An 18,192-nucleotide genomic window follows, 5' to 3' on the forward strand; every position below is an offset into this window, starting at 1 on the left:
AAGCCCGACCTACAGGCATCTGAGTCACGTTTCAGACATTGAACCGGAAATGCACCACATCCCCGTCTTTCATCACATAAGCCTTGCCTTCAAGACGCCACTTGCCGGCATCCTTCGCGCCTTGCTCGCCGTTGAACTTGATGAAGTCATCATAGGCAATCACTTCGGCACGGATAAAGCCCTTTTCAAAGTCGGTATGAATCACACCCGCCGCCTGCGGCGCGGTATCACCCACCTTGATAGTCCAAGCGCGAACTTCCTTCACCCCGGCGGTGAAGTAGGTCTGCAGGCCCAGCAGTTCATAACCGGCGCGGATCACCCGGTTCAGGCCCGGCTCTTCCATGCCCAGCGTTTCCAGGAATTCCATTTTGTCGGCTTCGTCCAGTTCGGCGATCTCGGCTTCGATCTTGTTGCAGATCGGCACCACCACCGCTTTCTCAGCCGTAGCATAGGCCACCACGGCATCCAGGAAGGGGTTGTTCTCAAAGCCGTCTTCGGCCACGTTGGCGATGTACATCACCGGTTTGGTGGTGATCAGGCACAATGGCTTCAAAATCAGCAGTTCTTCCGCAGACAGGCCCATGGCGCGGGCGCGCTGGCCTTCTGACAGCACGGGCAGAATCTTGTCGATCACGGTTTTCAGCGCTTGGGCTTCCTTGTCGCCGCCCTTGGCCAGCTTCTCGCAGCGCTTCAGCGCCTTCTCGACGGTGTCGAGGTCGGCCAACGCCAGTTCCATGTTGATGATTTCAATATCATCCACCGGGCTGATGCGGTTGGCGACGTGAATGACGTTTTCGTCTTCAAAACAGCGCACCACATGGGCAATGGCATCGGTTTCACGGATGTTGGCCAGGAACTGGTTGCCCAATCCTTCGCCCTTGGATGCACCCGCCACCAGACCGGCAATATCCACGAATTCCATGCTGGTCGGCACCACGCGTTCCGGCTTCACGATTACCGAGAGGGCGTCCAGACGCGGGTCCGGCATCGGCACAATGCCGGTGTTCGGTTCAATGGTACAGAACGGGAAGTTTTCGGCGGCAATGCCGGCTTTGGTCAAGGCATTAAATAGGGTAGATTTGCCAACATTCGGCAGGCCCACAATGCCACAATTGAACCCCATGTCTGTTTCCTCGTCTGTCTGTTCGCAATGGCGCGCATCGTACACGAAAACGACTTGTTTTGCTCAGGTGAAGGCTCTATGTACCGCATTCTCTACCAGTTTCCGCTCTCCCATTACTGCGAAAAAGCCCGCTGGATGATGGATTTCAAGCATCTGGAGTACGAGGTGCGCAACCTGTTCCCCGGCGCGCATCGTCTGCTGTCTTGGTGGCGCGCCCACAGTTCCACGGTACCGCTGTTGAAGGATGGCAAGGAATGGATCGGCGACTCCACGGAAATGGCCTTCTGGCTGGATGCCCGCTATCCGCAAAACCCGTTGCTGCCGAACGACCCGCTGAAGCGCAGCAAGGTAGCCATGCTGGAAGAAATTGCCGATGAGGGCGGGGTGCATCTGCGGCGCTGGATCTATGGTGAAATCCTCGACCGCCCGGAAGTGATGAACGTAATGCTGGACAGCTACCCCTGGGCGGTCCCCGTCAAGGAGTTCCTGTGGCCGGTGCTGCAACAGGGCATTCGCCAGCTGTACCGCGTCACCCCGGACAAGACGCCGAAGGCCCTGGAAAAGATGCTGGCCATCATGAGTCGTCTGGAGCAGACACTGGTCGACAATGGCGGCCGCTATTTGGTGGGAGACAAACTGACGTTGGCCGATATTGCCGCCGCTTCGCTGTTTGCCCCTTTGCTGGCCATTCCCGGAACGCCCTGGGAAAGCCTGACGAACCGTTCCCCGCTGTTCCAGCAGGTTTATGAAGACACCTTGCGTCGTCCGCTGGGGCAGTGGATTCTCCGCCTGTATCAGGAAGAGCGTGAGTCGAAGGACAATTGGCGTTAAGCGTCAAAAAATCATTGACCGCACTTTCCTCGAAAAGAAATTTCCGGCACATTGCTGGTACGTGCGTACCACGCTAAAAAACAGCACAGAATAATTATTCCGGAGTGAGGCATGATCGACCAGAAGTACAACCGCCATCCCCAGGCTGACGCACTCATCGGCATCATGGGCGCCGGTTTTGCCGGTATCTGCATGGGCATCCAGTTGAAACGCGCCGGGATCCATGATTTCGTGATCGTGGAAAAGGCCGATGATGTCGGCGGCACCTGGCGCGACAACACTTATCCCGGTGCGGCCTGCGATGTTCCCTCGCACCTGTATTGCTACTCCTTCGAACCGAATCCGGACTGGAGTCGCAGCTATGCCCCGCAGGAAGAAATCCAGGACTACATCCGGCACTGCGTAGACAAGTACGAGTTGCGCCCGCACATCCGCTTCAACACGGAAATTGTCTCGGCGCGCTACAACGAAAAGATGGCGCTGTGGGAAGTGCGGGACGCCAAGGGCATGATGGCGCGGGTGCATATGGTCATTTCCGCCAAGGGCGCATTGCAGATCCCGGCGCTTCCGGCCATTCCGGGCCGTGAAAACTTCAAGGGCGACGCCTTCCACTCCGCCCAGTGGCGACATGATGTGGACCTCACCGGCAAGGAGGTTGCCGTCATCGGCACCGGAGCCAGCGCCATCCAGATTGTTCCGGCCATTGCGGGAACCGTCAAAAAGCTCAGTTTGTTCCAGCGCACGCCGCCTTGGGTCCTGCCCAAGTTTGACCGGGGTTATCTGGGCATTGAAAAGTTCATGTTCAAGCGGTTTCCGCGTTTTAACCGCCTGCACCGCAACAGCCTGTACTGGATGTTTGAAAGCCGGGCGCTGGGTTTTGTGGTTGACCCGCGCCTGATGAAATTGGGTGAGGCCGTGGCTCTCAACTTCATCCGCCGGTCAATTAGCGATCCGGTGCTGCAAAGCAAGGTGACGCCGAAATACACCATGGGCTGCAAGCGGGTGCTGATGTCGAATGAGTATTACCCGGCGCTGAATCGTCCCAATGTCGAGGTCGTCAGCGAAGGCATCCAGGAAATCCGTGAGCATTCCATCGTCACGGAAGATGGCGTGGAACACCCGGTGGATACCATCATTTACTCCACCGGTTTCCATGTCACCGACTCGTTGCTGGGACTCAGCATCACGGGCAAGGACGGCTTGGATCTGGCGGAGGCCTGGCAGAAGGGCATGGAGGCTTATTACGGCATCACCATCAACAAGTTCCCCAACATGTTCATGTTGCTGGGCCCGAATACCGGCCTGGGCCACAACTCCATTATTTTCATGATCGAGGCGCAGGTGAACTATGTGATGCAGGCCATTACGCGCATGCTGAAGAAGGGTTACCAGCAGGTGGAAGTGAGGCGCGCCATCCAGAAGGCCTTTGTCGAGGATATGCAGCGGAGGTCGAAAAATACCGTGTGGAAGGCAGGATGCGCCAGCTGGTATCTGGATGAAAACGGCAAAAATACCACCTTGTGGCCGGGCTTTACCGTTCAGTACTGGATGGAAACCCGCAAGTTTGACGAGCGCGATTACCGTATTGTCAAAGCCGAAGCATGAAGGCTCACTTGAAAGCAACGGACTCCCGCCAGCGCGGGAGTGCCGAGCGGATGTAGGTCGGGCTTCAGCCCGACACCCGCTCTTTTTCCTTCACGGAGCCCGGTAGTCCGCCTGTGTCAGCAGGTCAATCCCGCAATCCAGTTCACTGATCCAGTCCAGGAATTTCCCGATGGACTCCTTGCCCTTGAATGGCATGCCGTGCTGGGGCACCAGCATCTCCACATCCATGTCACGCACCATGTTCGCCCACAAGCGAGTCACCTTGCGGGAACACATATAGCGTTGGTGGAAACCGCGCATGTACTTGGTGTGCTCTTCAAAGTTGCTAACCGTGACACTGGCATCATCCACGAGTGAAGCGGCCATATCGCCCGAAAACAGGATTTTCGAGATCGGGTCGTAAAACTGGAAATTACCCACCGAATGCAGGAAGTGCGCTGGAACGGCCTTGATCACAGTGTCGCCAAAGGGAATGTCCTGACCTCGGTCCGGCAATTCAATCAGGCGGTCGGAGAAATCATCACGAATGCGCTCCGCCATGAAGGCCGAGGTCAGGTGCGGCAGGAAACGCGCCCAAAGCTTGGAAGCCACCACGGTTGCAGGTGTATGGGTCAGCCAGCGCGGCATGGAGGCGATAATGTCAGGGTCCTGATGGGAGGCAATGACATAGTCCAGATTCTGCAACTTGACGTACTTCAGGATTTCAATGGTGAGCGGGGTGTAGGTCAGATCTCCACCCGGATCGATGACGGCGGCATGGTTGCCGTGAATGATCAGGAACTGATTGGCTTGAACTCCTTCCCCTTTCACCAGATGCGTAAAGCTGACGCACTTGTGATGGCCGTTGTCAAAAAGCACTTGGGAGGATGAGATGCTCATAGCTGCGCCTGCCATTGTAAAGTTGGCGTATGCTATCAAATTGACCCCATACATGACATGGATAACTTGATATTTGTTAATTTTCTGTGAGGAGGTTCGCAGTTGCTGAATCAGGCCTTGAAGCCGTTCAATTGGTTCATCGCCTTGGCGACATCGCCTTTGACCAGAGTTTCAACATGGCGCAGGGCTTCCAGAATAGCTGCGTCAATCTTGTCCTGTTCGGAGGAGGGGGCTTTGCCCAGCACGAATCCGGAAACCTGTTTGGCCTCGCCGGGATGACCGATGCCGATACGCAAGCGGTGGAAGCCATTGTGATTGCCGAGGCAGGTAATCATGTCGCGCAAGCCGTTATGACCGCCGTGGCCACCGCCGGTTTTCAGGCGTATTTGTCCAGGCAGCAGATCGAGCTCGTCATGGGCGACCAGTATGGAGGTCGGGGGGATTTTGAAGAACGTGGCCATGGCGCCAACGGCCATACCCGAACGATTCATGAAGGTGGTGGGAATCAGCAGACGGACTTCCTGCCCGGCAATGTTGCCGCGGCCGGTCAATCCATGGAATTTGGGTTCGGAAGCAAGACGGATGCCGTGGTCCGCCGCCAGTTGGCTGACAAACCAGGCACCCGCATTGTGGCGAGTTTGCTCGTATTCCGGGCCGGGATTACCCAAGCCGACAATCAGATGCAAACCCGCCATGTTGCCGCTTAGGCCTTGTTGACGTTGGCGATTGGTTGGTCGTAGTCATGACCCAGCGCCAGCGACGGGATTTCCACGCCTTGCGGCAGCTTGATGTCAGACAGGTGCAGGGAAGTGCCGACATGCACGTCCAGCAGGTTCACTTCCAGGAATTCCGGCAGGTTGGCCGGCAGACAGGCAATTTCCACTTCGGTAGCGATAATGGAAATGGTGCCGCCTTCCGACTTCACGCCGACACAGGCATCCTGATGGGTAAAGTGCAGGGGCACCTTCATGGTCAGCTTCTGGTTGGCGTTGACGCGCAGGAAGTCAGCATGCAAGGGAGTGTTCTTGGCCGGGTGACGCTGCATGGCCTTGATCACGGCTTGCTGGGGCTGGCCGTCAATGATCAGCGTCAGCACGTGGGAGTAGAAAGCTTCGTTCTCAATGGCCTTGACCAGTTCGCGCAGTTCGATGCTGATGGACTGGGCGGGCAGGGAGCCACCGTAAATGACGGCGGGAATCTTCTTTTCCAGACGACGAAGGCGGCGGCTCGCACCTTTCCCTTCGTCCGTCCGGTTTGTTGCATTCAGAGTAAAGTTGAAGGACATGATTGTCTCCGTTTACGCCGTATCTTGCGACCGGATACGGCTATTGGCAAAAGGGCGGCCTGAGGCCGCCCATGAATCAGCGTGTTCAGAACAACTCGAACATGGCGCTGATGGATTCTTCGTTGTTGATGCGGCGCAGTGTCTCGGCCAGCAGCGAGGACATCGACATTTGGCGGATGCGGCCGCAGTCACGGGCTTCATCCGACAGGGGAATGGTGTCGGTGACAACCAGTTCGTCCAGTGCGGAGCCGGTAATGTTCTTGATGGCGGCCCCGGACAGCACCGGATGGGTACAGTAGGCCACCACGCGGCGCGCACCGTGTTCTTTCAGCGCAGCCGCCGCCTTGCACAGGGTGCCGGCGGTATCAACCATGTCATCTACGATGACGCAGTCACGACCGGACACTTCCCCGATGATGTGCATGACTTGCGATTCGTTGGCCTTGGGCCGGCGCTTGTCAATGATGGCCAGGTCGACATCACCAAGTTGCTTGGCGATGGCGCGTGCGCGCACCACACCGCCAATATCCGGCGACACCACCATGACATTTTCGTAGTGCTGCTTCTGCAGGTCCGTCAGCAAAACCGGTGAGCCGTAGATGTTGTCGACGGGGATATCAAAGAATCCCTGAATCTGGTCGGCATGCAGGTCTACGGTCAGAACGCGGTCAATCCCGACGCTGGTGATCATGTCCGCAATCACCTTGGCGGTGATGGGTACACGGGCAGAGCGGGGGCGGCGATCCTGACGGGCATAACCAAAGTAGGGAATGACGGCGGTAATGCGGCCGGCGCTGGCGCGGCGCAGGGCGTCGGCCATGACAATCAGTTCCATCAGGTTGTCGTTGGTCGGCGCGCAGGTGGACTGGATGATGAAGACATCCTTGCCGCGCACGTTCTCGTTGATTTCGACTGCAATTTCACCGTCAGAAAAACGTGAAACTTCGGCGGAACCAAGCGGAATATGGAGATTACTAACGACTTTCTTGGCTAGTTGCGGGTTGGCGTTACCCGTAAAGACGACCAGATTGGGCATGGCAGAGAACCATTGTAAAGATGGCAGGGGCGGCTGGATTCGAACCAACGCATGGCGGGATCAAAACCCGCTGCCTTACCGCTTGGCGACGCCCCTATAGCGTTTGCGATCGTAAATCGCTAATTTTTGAGTGCTTCCCGCAAAATCCGGTGAACCGGGGATTCGTTGACCGCTTTTGCAACAAAACCTTTAAAAGGTGATTGCTGCAACAGCATTTCCGCATTTTCACGACTCTCACATTCCAGAAAAACACATGAACCGGTTCCGGTTAATCTGCCCTTTCCAAAATTATCAAGCCATTCAAGAGCTTCGTCAACTTCGCGATACTGCTGTCTTACGACGCTTTCACAATCGTTTTTGCAGTACTGCGTTTGCGAGGCCGCTAATTTAATCGGGGACGTATTCCTTGTCAACGCCGGATTTGAAAAAATGTCCCGAGTGCTTATTTCGCAGGCAGGTTTCAGCACCAGATACCAGTTTTCGGCAATTTCTGCGGGAAAAATGATCTCGCCGACACCTTCGGCCCAAGCACTGCGGCCCCGGACGAACACCGGAACATCCGCTCCCAATTGCAAACCCAGTGCCGCCAGCGCGTCTTCCGTGAGTCCGGTTTGCCACAAATGGTTCAGCGCCAGCAAGGTGGTTGCGGCATCCGAGGAGCCGCCGCCGATGCCGCCACCCATGGGCAGGCGCTTTTCAAGACGGATTTCTGCGCCCTGACCGCACTGCGTGGCGGATTGCAGCAGTCGCGCCGCCCGGTAAACCAGATTTTGTTCCGATGGGACGCCGGGCAAGGCCGGTTCAACCCGGATGTCCGGTGAGTCCACGACGGTGAAGTGCAGGGTGTCGCCGTAATCCAGCAAGGCGAACAAGGTTTGCAGGGTGTGGTAGCCGTCTGCCCGACGGCCGGTGATATGCAAAAACAGGTTGAGTTTTGCGGGCGCGGGCAGGGTCAGCAAAGCCGTCATGGGTTAATGGATGTTCCACTCACTGACCAGCACGATCAGGCGCGTATTGGGGCCGGTAATGACAAAGCGCTCGGGCAAGGAGTGAGTATCAATGGTGCGCCAGCTTTTGAAATCCGCCTGCCAGTCTTGTTCCTCAATGCTTTTCAGCAGGCCGGTGTCATCGGAAACGGTTTCAGCCCCGGAGGTGGCCGCTTTGCCCTGGAACCATTTCGGCAGCAGCGAGACCGGCGCAGTCCAGCCCAGCGATTGTTGCATCAGCTCTTCGGGGGAGGCGGCCTCTACATGCCCGATGCGACTGTTGTCGAGCGTGACTTTTTCGGGACTACCTTCAAGAACAGTTCGCCCCTGGCCAAGTGGTCCGGACAAGGTGATGCGGTAGAGGTTGCCGTGTTGCTGCCAGACATAATAGGCGGTTGCGGCGCTTTCACGTCCGTCGGGCTGCAGCACACGGATGGACATCTTGCCGCTGGCAGTCCAGATCAGCAAATGATCGGGTTTGACCACGAGGTCAATTGGCGTGGCGGTGGCGGCGTCCGGTAAGGGCGGGATGCTGGACGGCAGCAGGGGGCGAACGGGGTATGACGCGCATCCTGCCAGCATCACGGGTAACAACAGGGTAAGAAATCTCACGGTTTTTGCTCGAATTTGGCCTTGTGTTTCAGCACCATGTCACTATCGGGTTTTTTATCCAGAAGTTGCTGCCAGACTTTGGCGGCCTCTTCATGGTTGCCCGATATCCAGAGTATTTCGGCCAGGTGCGTACCGATTTCCTCATCCTGCATCAGGGTAAACGCTTTACGCACATATTCCAGCGCCTCGGTCACATTTCCAAGACGGTAATACAACCAACCCATGCTGTCGATGATTGCGGGATCATCGGGCTTGAGCCGGTAGGCCTGGCGCAGATACGTTTCCGCTTCACCCAAACGCTGGGTGCGGTCAGCCAGAGTATAACCCAAGGCATTCAGGTAACTGGCGTTGCCGGGGTCGCGCGCCAGCAATTCTTGCATATCTTTTTCAAAGCCGGGCAGATTTTTCATGCGGTCTGCAGTCAGCGCCCGTGAAAACAGCAACAGGTTTTCGGTGGGATGCTGGGCAATGGCGGCCGTCAGTAACTCCATGGCCTCGACATGCAGGTTTTGCTTGTTGAGCAATTCTGCTTCAACGACATAGAGGGTGGCCGCTTGATCCGGTTGCCCGCGCCGGGCGGCGGCCAGATTGCGCCGGGCTTCGTCAAGGCGCTTGTCGGACACCAGCAGGTCGGATAACTCACTCATCGCCTGAACATACTGGGGGCCGGGACCAATGGCGTTCAGCAGGCTGGCTGCCTGTTCCGGATTATTCTGCCGGCGGGCGATCAGCGCCAGATAGTAGCGCGCTTCGTCATCGTGTTCACCGGTTAGCACCAGTTTCTCCAGGCTGTACCGGGCTTCAGTGTCGTGTTTGTTGTTGAAGGCTAGCAAACCATGCATCAGCAGCAGTTCTTCATCATTGGGGTTTTTCGGCAGCATTTGCCTGATACGCGATTCGGCCTGAAAGGGATGGCCGGTTTTGATCAGCATTCGGGCGTAATGCAGGTTGACTTGCCGGCTGTCGGGGTTTTTCATGACGGCATTCGACAGCACATCCAGCGCGTCCTTTTCCTGTTTGTTCAATCCCAGCAAGCGGGCATGAAGCAACGTGGCGGGGATGGAGTCCGGTTTCAGGGCCAAAGAGCGCCTGACATAGTCGATAGCCTCGGGAAAGCGGTTGTTTTCGCCAGCAAGCAAGGCGCGGGCAAACAGTAAATGGCTGTTTTTGGGGTACTGACTGTCCAGTTGGTCCAGCGCGCTCAACAAAGCGGTCCGTCCTTCCGGTGAGGAGGGGTAGGCGCTGAGGAAAAGCGCTTCCAGTTCGGCCTCGGGATTCAGGGCAATCAGCCTGCCGATAGCATTCATGGCGGCGTCGGGTTGTTGCAGGCGCAAGGCATGATAAGCCGTCTGGTACCAGACAGATGCGGTTTCCGGACGCAGACGGGACAAGAGACCCGCCAGCTCCAGGCCTGCTTCACTGTTTTGCAAATAATTGGCAATCTGCAAGGCGCGCTCAATCACCTGCGGATCACCGGTCGACCGCGCTTCTTCGCGGTAAGGCGCCAGCGCATTGTCCGGCTGGTTGCGGCTTAGCGAAAACTCGGCGTGCATCAGCCGGAACAGTCCCTCATGGCTGAAGGAAGAGCCAATCGTGGCGGAATCGCCGTGGCTTGTGGTGCACAACAAGACGCTCAGGACGGTGACAACAAAACGGGACATAAATAAACCGGATGGTAGTCCAGGGAATCACGCCGGAAATGGCGAATTTCAGGTATACAAGTGTCTCAGGAGCAGCTCTTCAAGTCGAGTAACATTGCGTTGCGGAATACCCGATTTGAAAAGCAGGCGTCTATCCCGCAAAATACCCGCTCTGTGTTCGGGGATATCCTCATTTTATGGGCCTGGTTGCGCTCGGCATCAATCACAAAACGGCTTCGGTGGATACGCGGGAAAAAGTTGCCTTCCTGCCCGAAACCCTGCCACAGTCCTTGAAGGAAGCCTGTGTCGCTACAGGCATGCCCGAACTCGCCATTCTTTCTACCTGTAACCGCACCGAGTTCTATGGTTACACCGATGATCCCCGGCAATTGCTGCGCTGGTTGAAGGAGGTTCGTCAACTGAATGCGGAAGAGCTGACCCAAAGCATTTACCAGTTCTCTGAAGCAGATGCCGTGCGCCACCTGATGCGGGTGGCGTCCGGTCTGGACTCCATGGTGCTGGGGGAGCCGCAGATTTTCGGTCAGGTGAAGGCAGCTTACCAACACGCCCAGCAGGCCGGCACCGTCGGTCAAGGGCTGGATCGGTTGTTCCAGCAGGTTTTTGCCGCTGTAAAACGGGTGCGAACCGAAACCGCCATCGGCGCCAATCCGGTTTCGGTGGGTTTTGCTGCCGTGCAGCTGGCGCGGCAGATCTTTACCGACCTGAAGAAATCCCGGGCCTTGCTGGTGGGGGCGGGGGAAATGATCGAACTGGTCGGCAAACATTTGCGTGAGCAAGGAGTAGCTGAAATTGTGATCGCTAACCGCACACTGGCCCGTGCGGAAGCCTTGGCCAAGGAACTGGGCGGAGCAAGGGCTGTGCTGCTGTCCGATTTGCACGAGGTATTGCCGCAAGCGGACATCCTCATCAGTTGCACCGGCAGTTCCTTGCCCATCATTGGCAAGGGCATGGTGGAAAGCGCACTGCGCAAGCGCCGTTACCAGCCGATGTTCATGGTGGATATCGCCGTACCGCGCGATATTGAACCCGAAGTGGACGAGCTGAACGATGTTTACCTCTATACGGTGGATGATCTTGAAGAGGTGATTTCGGAGAACCGCCGCGCACGGCAGGATGCAGCGGCCGATGCTGAGAACCTGATCATTGCCTGCACCGCCCGTTTTGAGGCCGACCAGCGGGTTCAAGCCGCCAGCGGTTTGGTGACAACCTATCGCCGTCAGGTTGAAGAGTTGCGCAAGCAGGAAGTCGAAAAGGCCGCCTTGTGGCTGTCACAGGGCATGAGTCCAGAAGATGTTCTGGAACGGGTGACCCGTAATCTGGCCAATAAAATGATGCATGCGCCGACGATCAGCCTGAAACAGGCCGCCGCCGAGCGTGACGCCGACAAGCTGGCCTGGGCTGCGCGCTTGCTGGGCGTCGAAGACCACAACTCCGGGGAGAATGAATGAAGCCGTCCTTGCGCGCCCGTCTTGAACAATTGACTGAACGCCTGGAAGAAGTCACCGCGCTGCTGGCGGAAGGCTCGGTCATCAGCGACAACGACCGTTTCCGCAAACTGTCCCGCGAGCACGCTGAACTGGAAGAAGTGGTTCAGGTGTGGAAGGCCTATCGCCAAAGCGAGGAAGACCTGGACACGGCGGAATCCCTGCGCAACGACCCCGAATTTAAGGACATTGCCGAAGACGAAATCACCGATGCCAAACAACGGTTGGTGTCGCTTGACGAACAGCTGGGCGTGTTGATGATTCCCAAGGACCCCAACGATACCCTGCCGGTATTCCTGGAAGTCCGCGCCGGCACCGGCGGTGATGAGGCTGCTATTTTTGCCGGTGATTTGTTCCGTATGTACAGCCGCTATGCCGAGCGTCAGGGCTGGCAGGTGGAAATCATTTCCTGCAGCGACGGCGAGCATGGCGGTTACAAGGAAGTAATCAGCCGTGTCATGGGTGACGGCGTATACGGACGCATGAAATTCGAATCCGGTGTGCACCGCGTGCAGCGTGTACCCGCCACCGAAGCACAGGGGCGGGTGCATACCTCCGCCTGCACGGTGGCAATCATGCCGGAGCGCGAAGACATCGGTTCCGTGGAGATCAATCCTGCCGACCTACGTGTGGATACATACCGATCCAGCGGCGCAGGCGGTCAGCATGTCAACAAGACTGACTCCGCCATTCGCCTGACGCATATTCCCACCGGTATTGTCGTGGCCTGCCAGGAAGAGCGTTCGCAACACAAAAACCGCGCCAAGGCCATGGCCTTGCTGGCGGCCAAGATCGAGGACATGCAGCGCAGCGCCCAGCATGCCGCTACGGCCGACATGCGTCGCGACCTCGTGGGTTCCGGCGATCGCTCCGAACGCATCCGCACCTACAATTTTCCGCAAGGCCGCCTTACCGACCACCGCATCAACCTGACCTTGTACAAGCTGGATGCCGTTATGGACGGCGACCTTGATGAAATCCTGGCCTCACTGGCCCGCGAGTACCAGGCCGACCAGCTGGCGGCGCTGGGCAGCGAAGATTCCCTGGCCTGATGACAATCGTCCGTGAGTTGAAAGCCGATCCGGCGTGGCAGGAACCTCTGGATCGTGATGCGCTTTACCAACTGTTGTCTCAAGTGACGGGCAAGAGCATCACCATGCTCAAGGCCTTCCCCGAAACCGGTTTGTCCCCGGCGCAGACGGCAGTGTTCGACACGTTGTCACGGCGTTACCGCGAAGGAGAGCCGCTGGCCTATATCCTGGGCGAGCAGGGCTTCTGGAGCATGATGCTGAAAGTGACGCCCGATGTGCTGATTCCGCGCCCCGATACCGAATGCCTGGTGGAAGCGGTGCTGGAATTGGGCAAGGACCGCATCTGGCGGGTGGCTGACTTGGGCACCGGCAGCGGCGCGATAGCCCTCAGCCTGGCGCAGGAACATCCTCAATGGTCATTCATCGCGACTGATGCCAGTGCGGCCGCACTGGCCGTGGCCCGCGCCAATGCCGAAACCTATCAATTTTCCAATATCGAGTTCAGACTGGGTAGCTGGTTTGAACCGCTGGACTGCCGCTTTCACTGCATTGTCAGCAATCCTCCCTATATTGCGGACGACGATAGCCACATGAGCGACCTGGGCCAAGAACCGCGCAGTGCGTTGGTGGCTGCGGATCAGGGACTGGCGGATATCGACTGGCTGACCGCGCATGCGGCGCAGTATTTGCATCCGCAAGGCTGGTTGTTGATTGAGCATGGCTGGCAACAGGGCGAGGCCGTGCGTGAACTGTTCCGACGGTCAGGTTTCCTCGATGTCACGACCGGCTATGATTACGGCGGCAACCCACGCTACACCCGTGGCCACCTCTGATGCTCACCCGGAACCCTTGCCATGCTGACTGATGCCGAACTGATGCGCTACAACCGACAGATCCTGATGCCGCAATGGGATATTGCTGCGCAGGAGAAAATTCGTGCATCAAAAGTCCTGATTGTGGGCATGGGCGGCCTGGGTTGCCCGGTATCGTTGTATTTGGCCAGCGCCGGGGTCGGCGAGTTGTGGCTGGCCGATTTCGATACGGTGGAAGAGAGCAACCTGCAACGGCAGGTGCTGTACCGGGAGGAAGATATCGGTCAGCCCAAGGCCGAGGCGGCGGCCCGGCAACTGGCCAAGGTCAATCCCTATGTGGTGCTGAAGCCGCTGGTGAAGGCGCTGGATGTGGATACCCTGCCGGACGTGGTGGCACAGGTCGATCTGGTGCTGGACTGCTCCGACAACTTTTCCACCCGCGACGCCGTCAACCGGGCTTGCGTTATGGCGGGCAAGCCGTTAGTGTCCGCCGCGGCCATCGGCCTGAGTGGACAGTTGTCTGTATTTCAGGGGCGTGATGACCGTCCCTGTTACCGTTGCCTGTATCCCGAAGGGGATGCCGGGGCGGCGACCTGCAGTGAGTCCGGGGTCTTGGCCACCGTGGTGGGGGTCATGGGAATCTTGCAAGCGCATGAGGCGTTGAAATGTTTGAGCGGAGTCGGTGTACCGTTGTTCGGCAAGTTGGTGGTTTGGGAAGGCGAGTCGTCGATGTGGCGAACGCTGGCGTTTCGCAGGGATCCCGCCTGCTCCGTTTGCGGAAATCCGGAGGTAAGCAAGTCATGAATCGTTATGCAACCTGGGGCAATGCCCTGAAAGGCATGTTGCGTCTGGGCGAAACCGGCGTGGTGCTGGCGGAAACCGGCATTGACTGGATGCGCGGCAAACGTCCGCCCACGGCACGGCTGCTGCGCCAGACTTTCGAGCGTCTTGGAGCCACCTACGTCAAGCTGGGCCAGTTCATTGCCAGTTCGCCGTCGCTGTTTCCGCCGGAATTCGTCAACGAGTTCCAGATGTGCCTCGACAAGACCTCGCCCTTGCCGTTCAGTGTCGTCCGTCAGGTATTGCAGGACGAACTGAAGCGTCCCCTGACCTCGATTTTTGCCGAGATTGACGAAACACCGCTGGCTTCCGCCTCCATTGCTCAAGTTCACGCCGCCAAGCTGGTGACCGGTGAGCATGTCGTGATCAAGATCCAACGCCCCGGTGTTGAAAACATCCTGCTGACCGACCTCAATTTCATCTACTGGGCCGCCGCGCTGTTCGAGAAATTCTTCCCCAAGATCAAGTTCGCCTCGTTGTCGGCCATTGTCACCGAAATCCAGGCCTGCATGATGGAGGAAGTGGATTTCTACAAGGAAGCCGCGAACATCGCCCAGTTCAGCGAGTTCCTGCTGGCCACCGGCAACACGCTGGCCGTGGCGCCCAGGGTATACCCGGAAGCATCCGGCCTGCGGGTGCTGACCATGGAGCGTTTCTACGGCGTACCGCTGACTGATCTGGATACCATCCGCAAATACACGCGGGACCCGGCCAACACCCTGGTTTCGGCCATGAACACCTGGTTCGCCAGCCTGATGTACTGCGAGTCTTTTCATGCCGACCTGCATGCCGGCAACCTGATGGTGCTGACCGACGGCCGCATCGGCTTTATCGATTTCGGCATTGTCGGCCGTATTGCTCCGGACACCTGGACCGCCACCATGGGTTTCATGGAGTCCATTGGCGAAGGCAATTTTGAAAAGATGGCCGACAGCATGGTCCGCATCGGCATGACCGGCGCCAAGGTGGATATTCCCAAACTGGCCAAGGATCTGGAAAGCATGTACCAGACCATGTCTGTGGTGGACCCGGCGCATGTGCTGAACGGGGCCATAAATGATACCGAAATCAACCAGTTGATGCTGGATGTGGTCGCGGTAGGGGAGCGCCACGGCATCCGCTTCCCACGTGCGTTTGCATTGCTGTTCAAGCAAATTCTGTATTTTGACCGCTACATCAAGATACTGGCGCCGGACATGGAACTGTTTGCCGATGACCGCCTGCAGATGTTCGGCAAGCCGGACATGGAAAACAAGCTCAAGCGCCTGCACTGAGTACCAAGCCCCTTTAGGTCGGGCTTCAGCCCGACAACACTCTCCGATCGAAAGACATTGTCGGGCTGAAGCCCGACCTTGTATATACAGATGGCCCTAAATGACAGGTTAATTGGCGCAAGTTCCTCTGCCGGACTTGCGCCTTTCCCGCCATACTGAGACCCTGATAACTATCATAAAAGGGTTCAGTCATGCGTTCCGTCATCCATCCCGATCAGGCCGACAGCGGTAAAATCATTCCCCGACGCATGGATTTCGAGTTCAGCGACAGCATTCCCCGCTACTGGTTTGACGGCGACCCCTTCAAGACCTTGTTGCTGTCCGCCCTGTCCTGCACCTTTCCCGAAGGCGAGCGTTTTTTCATCCAGTCCGTGCGCTATTACCAGGAACGCATTACCGATCCCGAGCTGCTGGCGCGCGTTCGCGGTTTTATTGGTCAGGAAGCCCACCACGGCAAGGAGCATGACGGCTTCAACGCGCTGATGGCGCGCAAAGGGCTGCCGATGGCGAAGATCGAGAACTTCGTGAAAGGGGCGCTGGCTTACCAGAAGAAAATCCTCAGTCCCGAGCGCCAGCTGGCGAAGACCTGCGCGCTGGAACACTTCACCGCCATGCTGGCCGAAACCATGCTGAAACATCCGGAGTTGTTGGACGGCGTTGATGAACGCTTGAAGCCGTTGTGGTTGTGGCACGCCGTAGAGGAGAGTGAGCACAAGGCGGTGGCCTACGATGTCTATCAGCAACAGGTGGGAGACTACGGCATCCGCATTCGCGAGATGATGATCACCACGGTGTTGTTCTCGTTCTTTACCGGCCTGCATACCGCTCAATTGCTGAAGGCGGCGGGCGAGTCGCGCAATGTCATGGCTTATCTGCGCGGGGTGGATTTCCTGTGGGGCCGCAAGGGCGTGTTGCGCCGCACGCTGCCCATGTATTTCGCTTATTACCGCCGTGACTTCCATCCGGATGACTATGACAGCCGTGAGCTGCGCCGGCAGGGCATGGCCATGCTGGCGAAAATGCTGGTGAATGCCCCGGAGTTGAAGCTGGTCGCCTGAGTGGTACGGCAGTCCCGTTTTTTTCAAAGCTGACCGGGCATCATTGCCCGGTAAATCATCAATTCCCGATTGAGTTGCACCCTTCGCCGGGGTATTCTTCGCACCCGCAAAAACCATACTTTTTGTAATACTACCCGTCGTTCCCGGATTGACTCGACAGCAGATCTCCCTTGGATAATTTTCTCCCTGACAGGTAAGAATCGGCATGTCCCCGGCCCACTCCAAAGGCTTTTACCGCTCCGTTTTTGAACACAGCATGGAGGCTGTGTTTCTCACTGCTCCCGATGGGACCATCTTTGCAGCCAATCCCGCCGCCACAGACTTGTTCGGACGCAGCGAGCAGGATATCTGTCGTGTAGGCCGATCCGGTTTGCTGGACTGCACCACTCCCCGGTTTGAAGCTTTCCTGACGGAGCGCGCCAACCAAGGCCGGGCACAGGGCGAGTTTGAATGCATCCGCGCCGACGGCAGCCGTTTTCCCGGCGAAGTCAGCTCCGAGCAGTTCCTGGATGATCATGACGAACCCCGCACCGTCATGATCATTCGTGATCTTTCCGCCCAGAAGCAGGCTGAAGCGGAATTAGCGGAATCGCAGGCGCTGCTGAACTCCATCGTCAACAGTACGGATGACCTGATTTGGTCAGTGGACACCGAGCAATTTACCGTTCGTTGGTTCAATCGTGCGGTTGGTGATTATTTTCTGAAGCAATATGGCATTCATCTGGCCACAGGCATGAGAATGGAGGATTTGTCGGCGGACGAATCACATATCCTGATGTGGCGGGGCATCTATGCCAAGGCCCTGCTGGAAGGGACGCTCTCCACCGAGTACATCACCGCAGGTAACGGCTCGGTGCTGCAATTGAGCCTGAATGTACTGAAACGGGACGGCCGCATATTCGGAATATCCGCGTTTGGCCGGGATATTACCGATCGCAAGAAAGCCGAACAACGGATCGCGGATCATGTCCGGCAGCTGGAAAACGCCATGCAGCAGACCTTGCAGGCGGTGTCGAACATGGTGGAAATGCGTGACCCTTATACCTCCGGCCATGAGCGCCGGGTCGGGATCATTGCCGGTGATATTGCCCGTGAAATGGGCTGGCCGGAGGATGAGTGCCGCAGTCTGGAGATGATCGGGACGGTGCACGATATCGGCAAGATTGCCATTCCCGGCGATATCCTGACCAAGCCGTCGCGGTTGACGCCGATTGAATACAAGCTGGTGCAGTCGCATGTGGAAAGGGGTTACGAGATTCTCAAGGATGTGGAGTTTCCGCTGCCGATTGCTGAAATCATCTATGAGCATCATGAACGCATGGACGGCACCGGTTATCCGCGTGGGTTGAAGGGAGAGGAGATTCGCCCCGAAGCGCGCATCCTGGCCGTGGCGGATGTACTGGAGTCCATGGCCTCACACCGGCCTTACCGTCCGGCGCTGGGGATTGAAGCGGCGCTGTTGGAAATCGGGCAGCATTCCGGAACCTGGTTTGATCCGGTCGTGGTGGATGCCATGTTCAGGATGGTGAGGGAGAAGGGGTACCGGTTGCCGGGGTGAGCCATCCCGGAAAGTCCGGAAATCAAGTGAATTCAACCGGAAGCGACAATCCCTGCCGCCTATTGTTGATACTTGGTTTCCGAGTCGCAAAAGAGCCTCGTTTGCTGTCTTGACACG

At 57.5% G+C, this 18,192-nt stretch carries 17 protein-coding genes and 1 tRNA gene; 9 read left to right on the plus strand and 9 right to left on the minus strand.

From position 1 onward, the window contains the following. Positions 1 to 31: 31 nt before the first annotated feature. Entirely contained in the window at positions 32 to 1,123 is a 1,092-nt protein-coding gene (ychF, locus tag Q7T36_RS08140; protein ID WP_304846326.1) for a redox-regulated ATPase YchF, read from the minus strand. A gap of 78 nt (positions 1,124 to 1,201) precedes the next feature. Between ychF and Q7T36_RS08145 the strand changes: the two genes are divergently transcribed. Continuing rightward, positions 1,202 to 1,954 (plus strand): glutathione S-transferase family protein, encoded by a 753-nt coding sequence (locus Q7T36_RS08145; RefSeq protein WP_304846329.1) that lies wholly within the window; start codon positions 1,202 to 1,204, stop codon positions 1,952 to 1,954. A 111-nt stretch (positions 1,955 to 2,065) separates the two neighbouring features. After that, entirely contained in the window at positions 2,066 to 3,559 is a 1,494-nt protein-coding gene (locus tag Q7T36_RS08150) for an NAD(P)/FAD-dependent oxidoreductase (RefSeq protein WP_304846332.1), read from the plus strand. A gap of 90 nt (positions 3,560 to 3,649) precedes the next feature. Here Q7T36_RS08150 and Q7T36_RS08155 read toward each other — a convergent pair whose 3' ends face one another. The 8 genes from Q7T36_RS08155 to Q7T36_RS08190 form a co-directional block, all read right to left on the minus strand. Continuing rightward, positions 3,650 to 4,438: an MBL fold metallo-hydrolase gene (locus tag Q7T36_RS08155; RefSeq protein ID WP_304846335.1), complete on the minus strand. Its 789-nt coding sequence runs from the start codon at positions 4,436 to 4,438 to the stop codon at positions 3,650 to 3,652. A gap of 110 nt (positions 4,439 to 4,548) precedes the next feature. Beyond that, a complete protein-coding gene (gene pth, locus Q7T36_RS08160; protein WP_304846338.1) occupies positions 4,549 to 5,133 on the minus strand; it encodes an aminoacyl-tRNA hydrolase in 585 nt (194 codons plus the stop codon). Between the two features lie 8 nt (positions 5,134 to 5,141). Further along, positions 5,142 to 5,723 carry a 50S ribosomal protein L25/general stress protein Ctc gene (locus Q7T36_RS08165; RefSeq protein ID WP_304846341.1) on the minus strand — a complete coding sequence of 194 codons (582 nt, stop codon included), beginning with the start codon at positions 5,721 to 5,723 and terminating at the stop codon, positions 5,142 to 5,144. Between the two features lie 85 nt (positions 5,724 to 5,808). Then, positions 5,809 to 6,759 (minus strand): ribose-phosphate pyrophosphokinase, encoded by a 951-nt coding sequence (locus tag Q7T36_RS08170; protein WP_304846344.1) that lies wholly within the window; start codon positions 6,757 to 6,759, stop codon positions 5,809 to 5,811. 21 nt (positions 6,760 to 6,780) lie between these two features. Beyond that, positions 6,781 to 6,855 (minus strand) — tRNA-Gln (locus Q7T36_RS08175). Positions 6,856 to 6,878: 23 nt separating this feature from the next. Beyond that, entirely contained in the window at positions 6,879 to 7,718 is an 840-nt protein-coding gene (gene ispE, locus Q7T36_RS08180; protein WP_370690084.1) for a 4-(cytidine 5'-diphospho)-2-C-methyl-D-erythritol kinase, read from the minus strand. Positions 7,719 to 7,730: 12 nt separating this feature from the next. Continuing rightward, on the minus strand, positions 7,731 to 8,357 hold the full coding sequence (gene lolB, locus Q7T36_RS08185; RefSeq protein WP_304846350.1) for a lipoprotein insertase outer membrane protein LolB: 627 nt from the start codon (positions 8,355 to 8,357) through the stop codon (positions 7,731 to 7,733). Continuing rightward, positions 8,354 to 10,018: a tetratricopeptide repeat protein gene (locus Q7T36_RS08190; protein ID WP_304846353.1), complete on the minus strand. Its 1,665-nt coding sequence runs from the start codon at positions 10,016 to 10,018 to the stop codon at positions 8,354 to 8,356. The genes lolB and Q7T36_RS08190 overlap by 4 nt, the downstream gene beginning before the upstream one ends. A 176-nt stretch (positions 10,019 to 10,194) precedes the next feature. Here Q7T36_RS08190 and hemA point away from each other — a divergent pair, with 176 nt between their 5' ends. The 7 genes from hemA (at position 10,195) to Q7T36_RS08225 (ending at position 18,075) form a co-directional block, all read left to right on the plus strand. Beyond that, a complete protein-coding gene (gene hemA, locus Q7T36_RS08195; protein WP_304846356.1) occupies positions 10,195 to 11,466 on the plus strand; it encodes a glutamyl-tRNA reductase in 1,272 nt (423 codons plus the stop codon). Further along, on the plus strand, positions 11,463 to 12,554 hold the full coding sequence (prfA, locus tag Q7T36_RS08200) for a peptide chain release factor 1 (protein WP_304846359.1): 1,092 nt from the start codon (positions 11,463 to 11,465) through the stop codon (positions 12,552 to 12,554). Before hemA ends, prfA begins: the two co-directional genes overlap by 4 nt. Continuing rightward, positions 12,554 to 13,366 carry a peptide chain release factor N(5)-glutamine methyltransferase gene (gene prmC, locus Q7T36_RS08205; RefSeq protein WP_304846362.1) on the plus strand — a complete coding sequence of 271 codons (813 nt, stop codon included), beginning with the start codon at positions 12,554 to 12,556 and terminating at the stop codon, positions 13,364 to 13,366. Before prfA ends, prmC begins: the two co-directional genes overlap by 1 nt. A gap of 21 nt (positions 13,367 to 13,387) precedes the next feature. Further along, positions 13,388 to 14,149, plus strand: coding sequence for a molybdopterin-synthase adenylyltransferase MoeB (locus Q7T36_RS08210; protein WP_304846364.1), 762 nt, complete (start codon positions 13,388 to 13,390; stop codon positions 14,147 to 14,149). Continuing rightward, complete coding sequence (locus Q7T36_RS08215) at positions 14,146 to 15,459, plus strand: AarF/ABC1/UbiB kinase family protein (RefSeq protein WP_304846367.1); 1,314 nt, start codon at positions 14,146 to 14,148, stop codon at positions 15,457 to 15,459. Before Q7T36_RS08210 ends, Q7T36_RS08215 begins: the two co-directional genes overlap by 4 nt. Positions 15,460 to 15,650: 191 nt before the next feature. Then, on the plus strand, positions 15,651 to 16,517 hold the full coding sequence (locus Q7T36_RS08220) for a metal-dependent hydrolase (protein ID WP_304846370.1): 867 nt from the start codon (positions 15,651 to 15,653) through the stop codon (positions 16,515 to 16,517). A 205-nt stretch (positions 16,518 to 16,722) separates the two neighbouring features. Further along, positions 16,723 to 18,075 carry an HD domain-containing phosphohydrolase gene (locus tag Q7T36_RS08225; RefSeq protein WP_304846373.1) on the plus strand — a complete coding sequence of 451 codons (1,353 nt, stop codon included), beginning with the start codon at positions 16,723 to 16,725 and terminating at the stop codon, positions 18,073 to 18,075. Positions 18,076 to 18,192: the final 117 nt, after the last annotated feature.

This window comes from Fluviicoccus sp. (assembly GCF_030646115.1).
GTDB lineage: Bacteria > Pseudomonadota > Gammaproteobacteria > Pseudomonadales > Moraxellaceae > Fluviicoccus.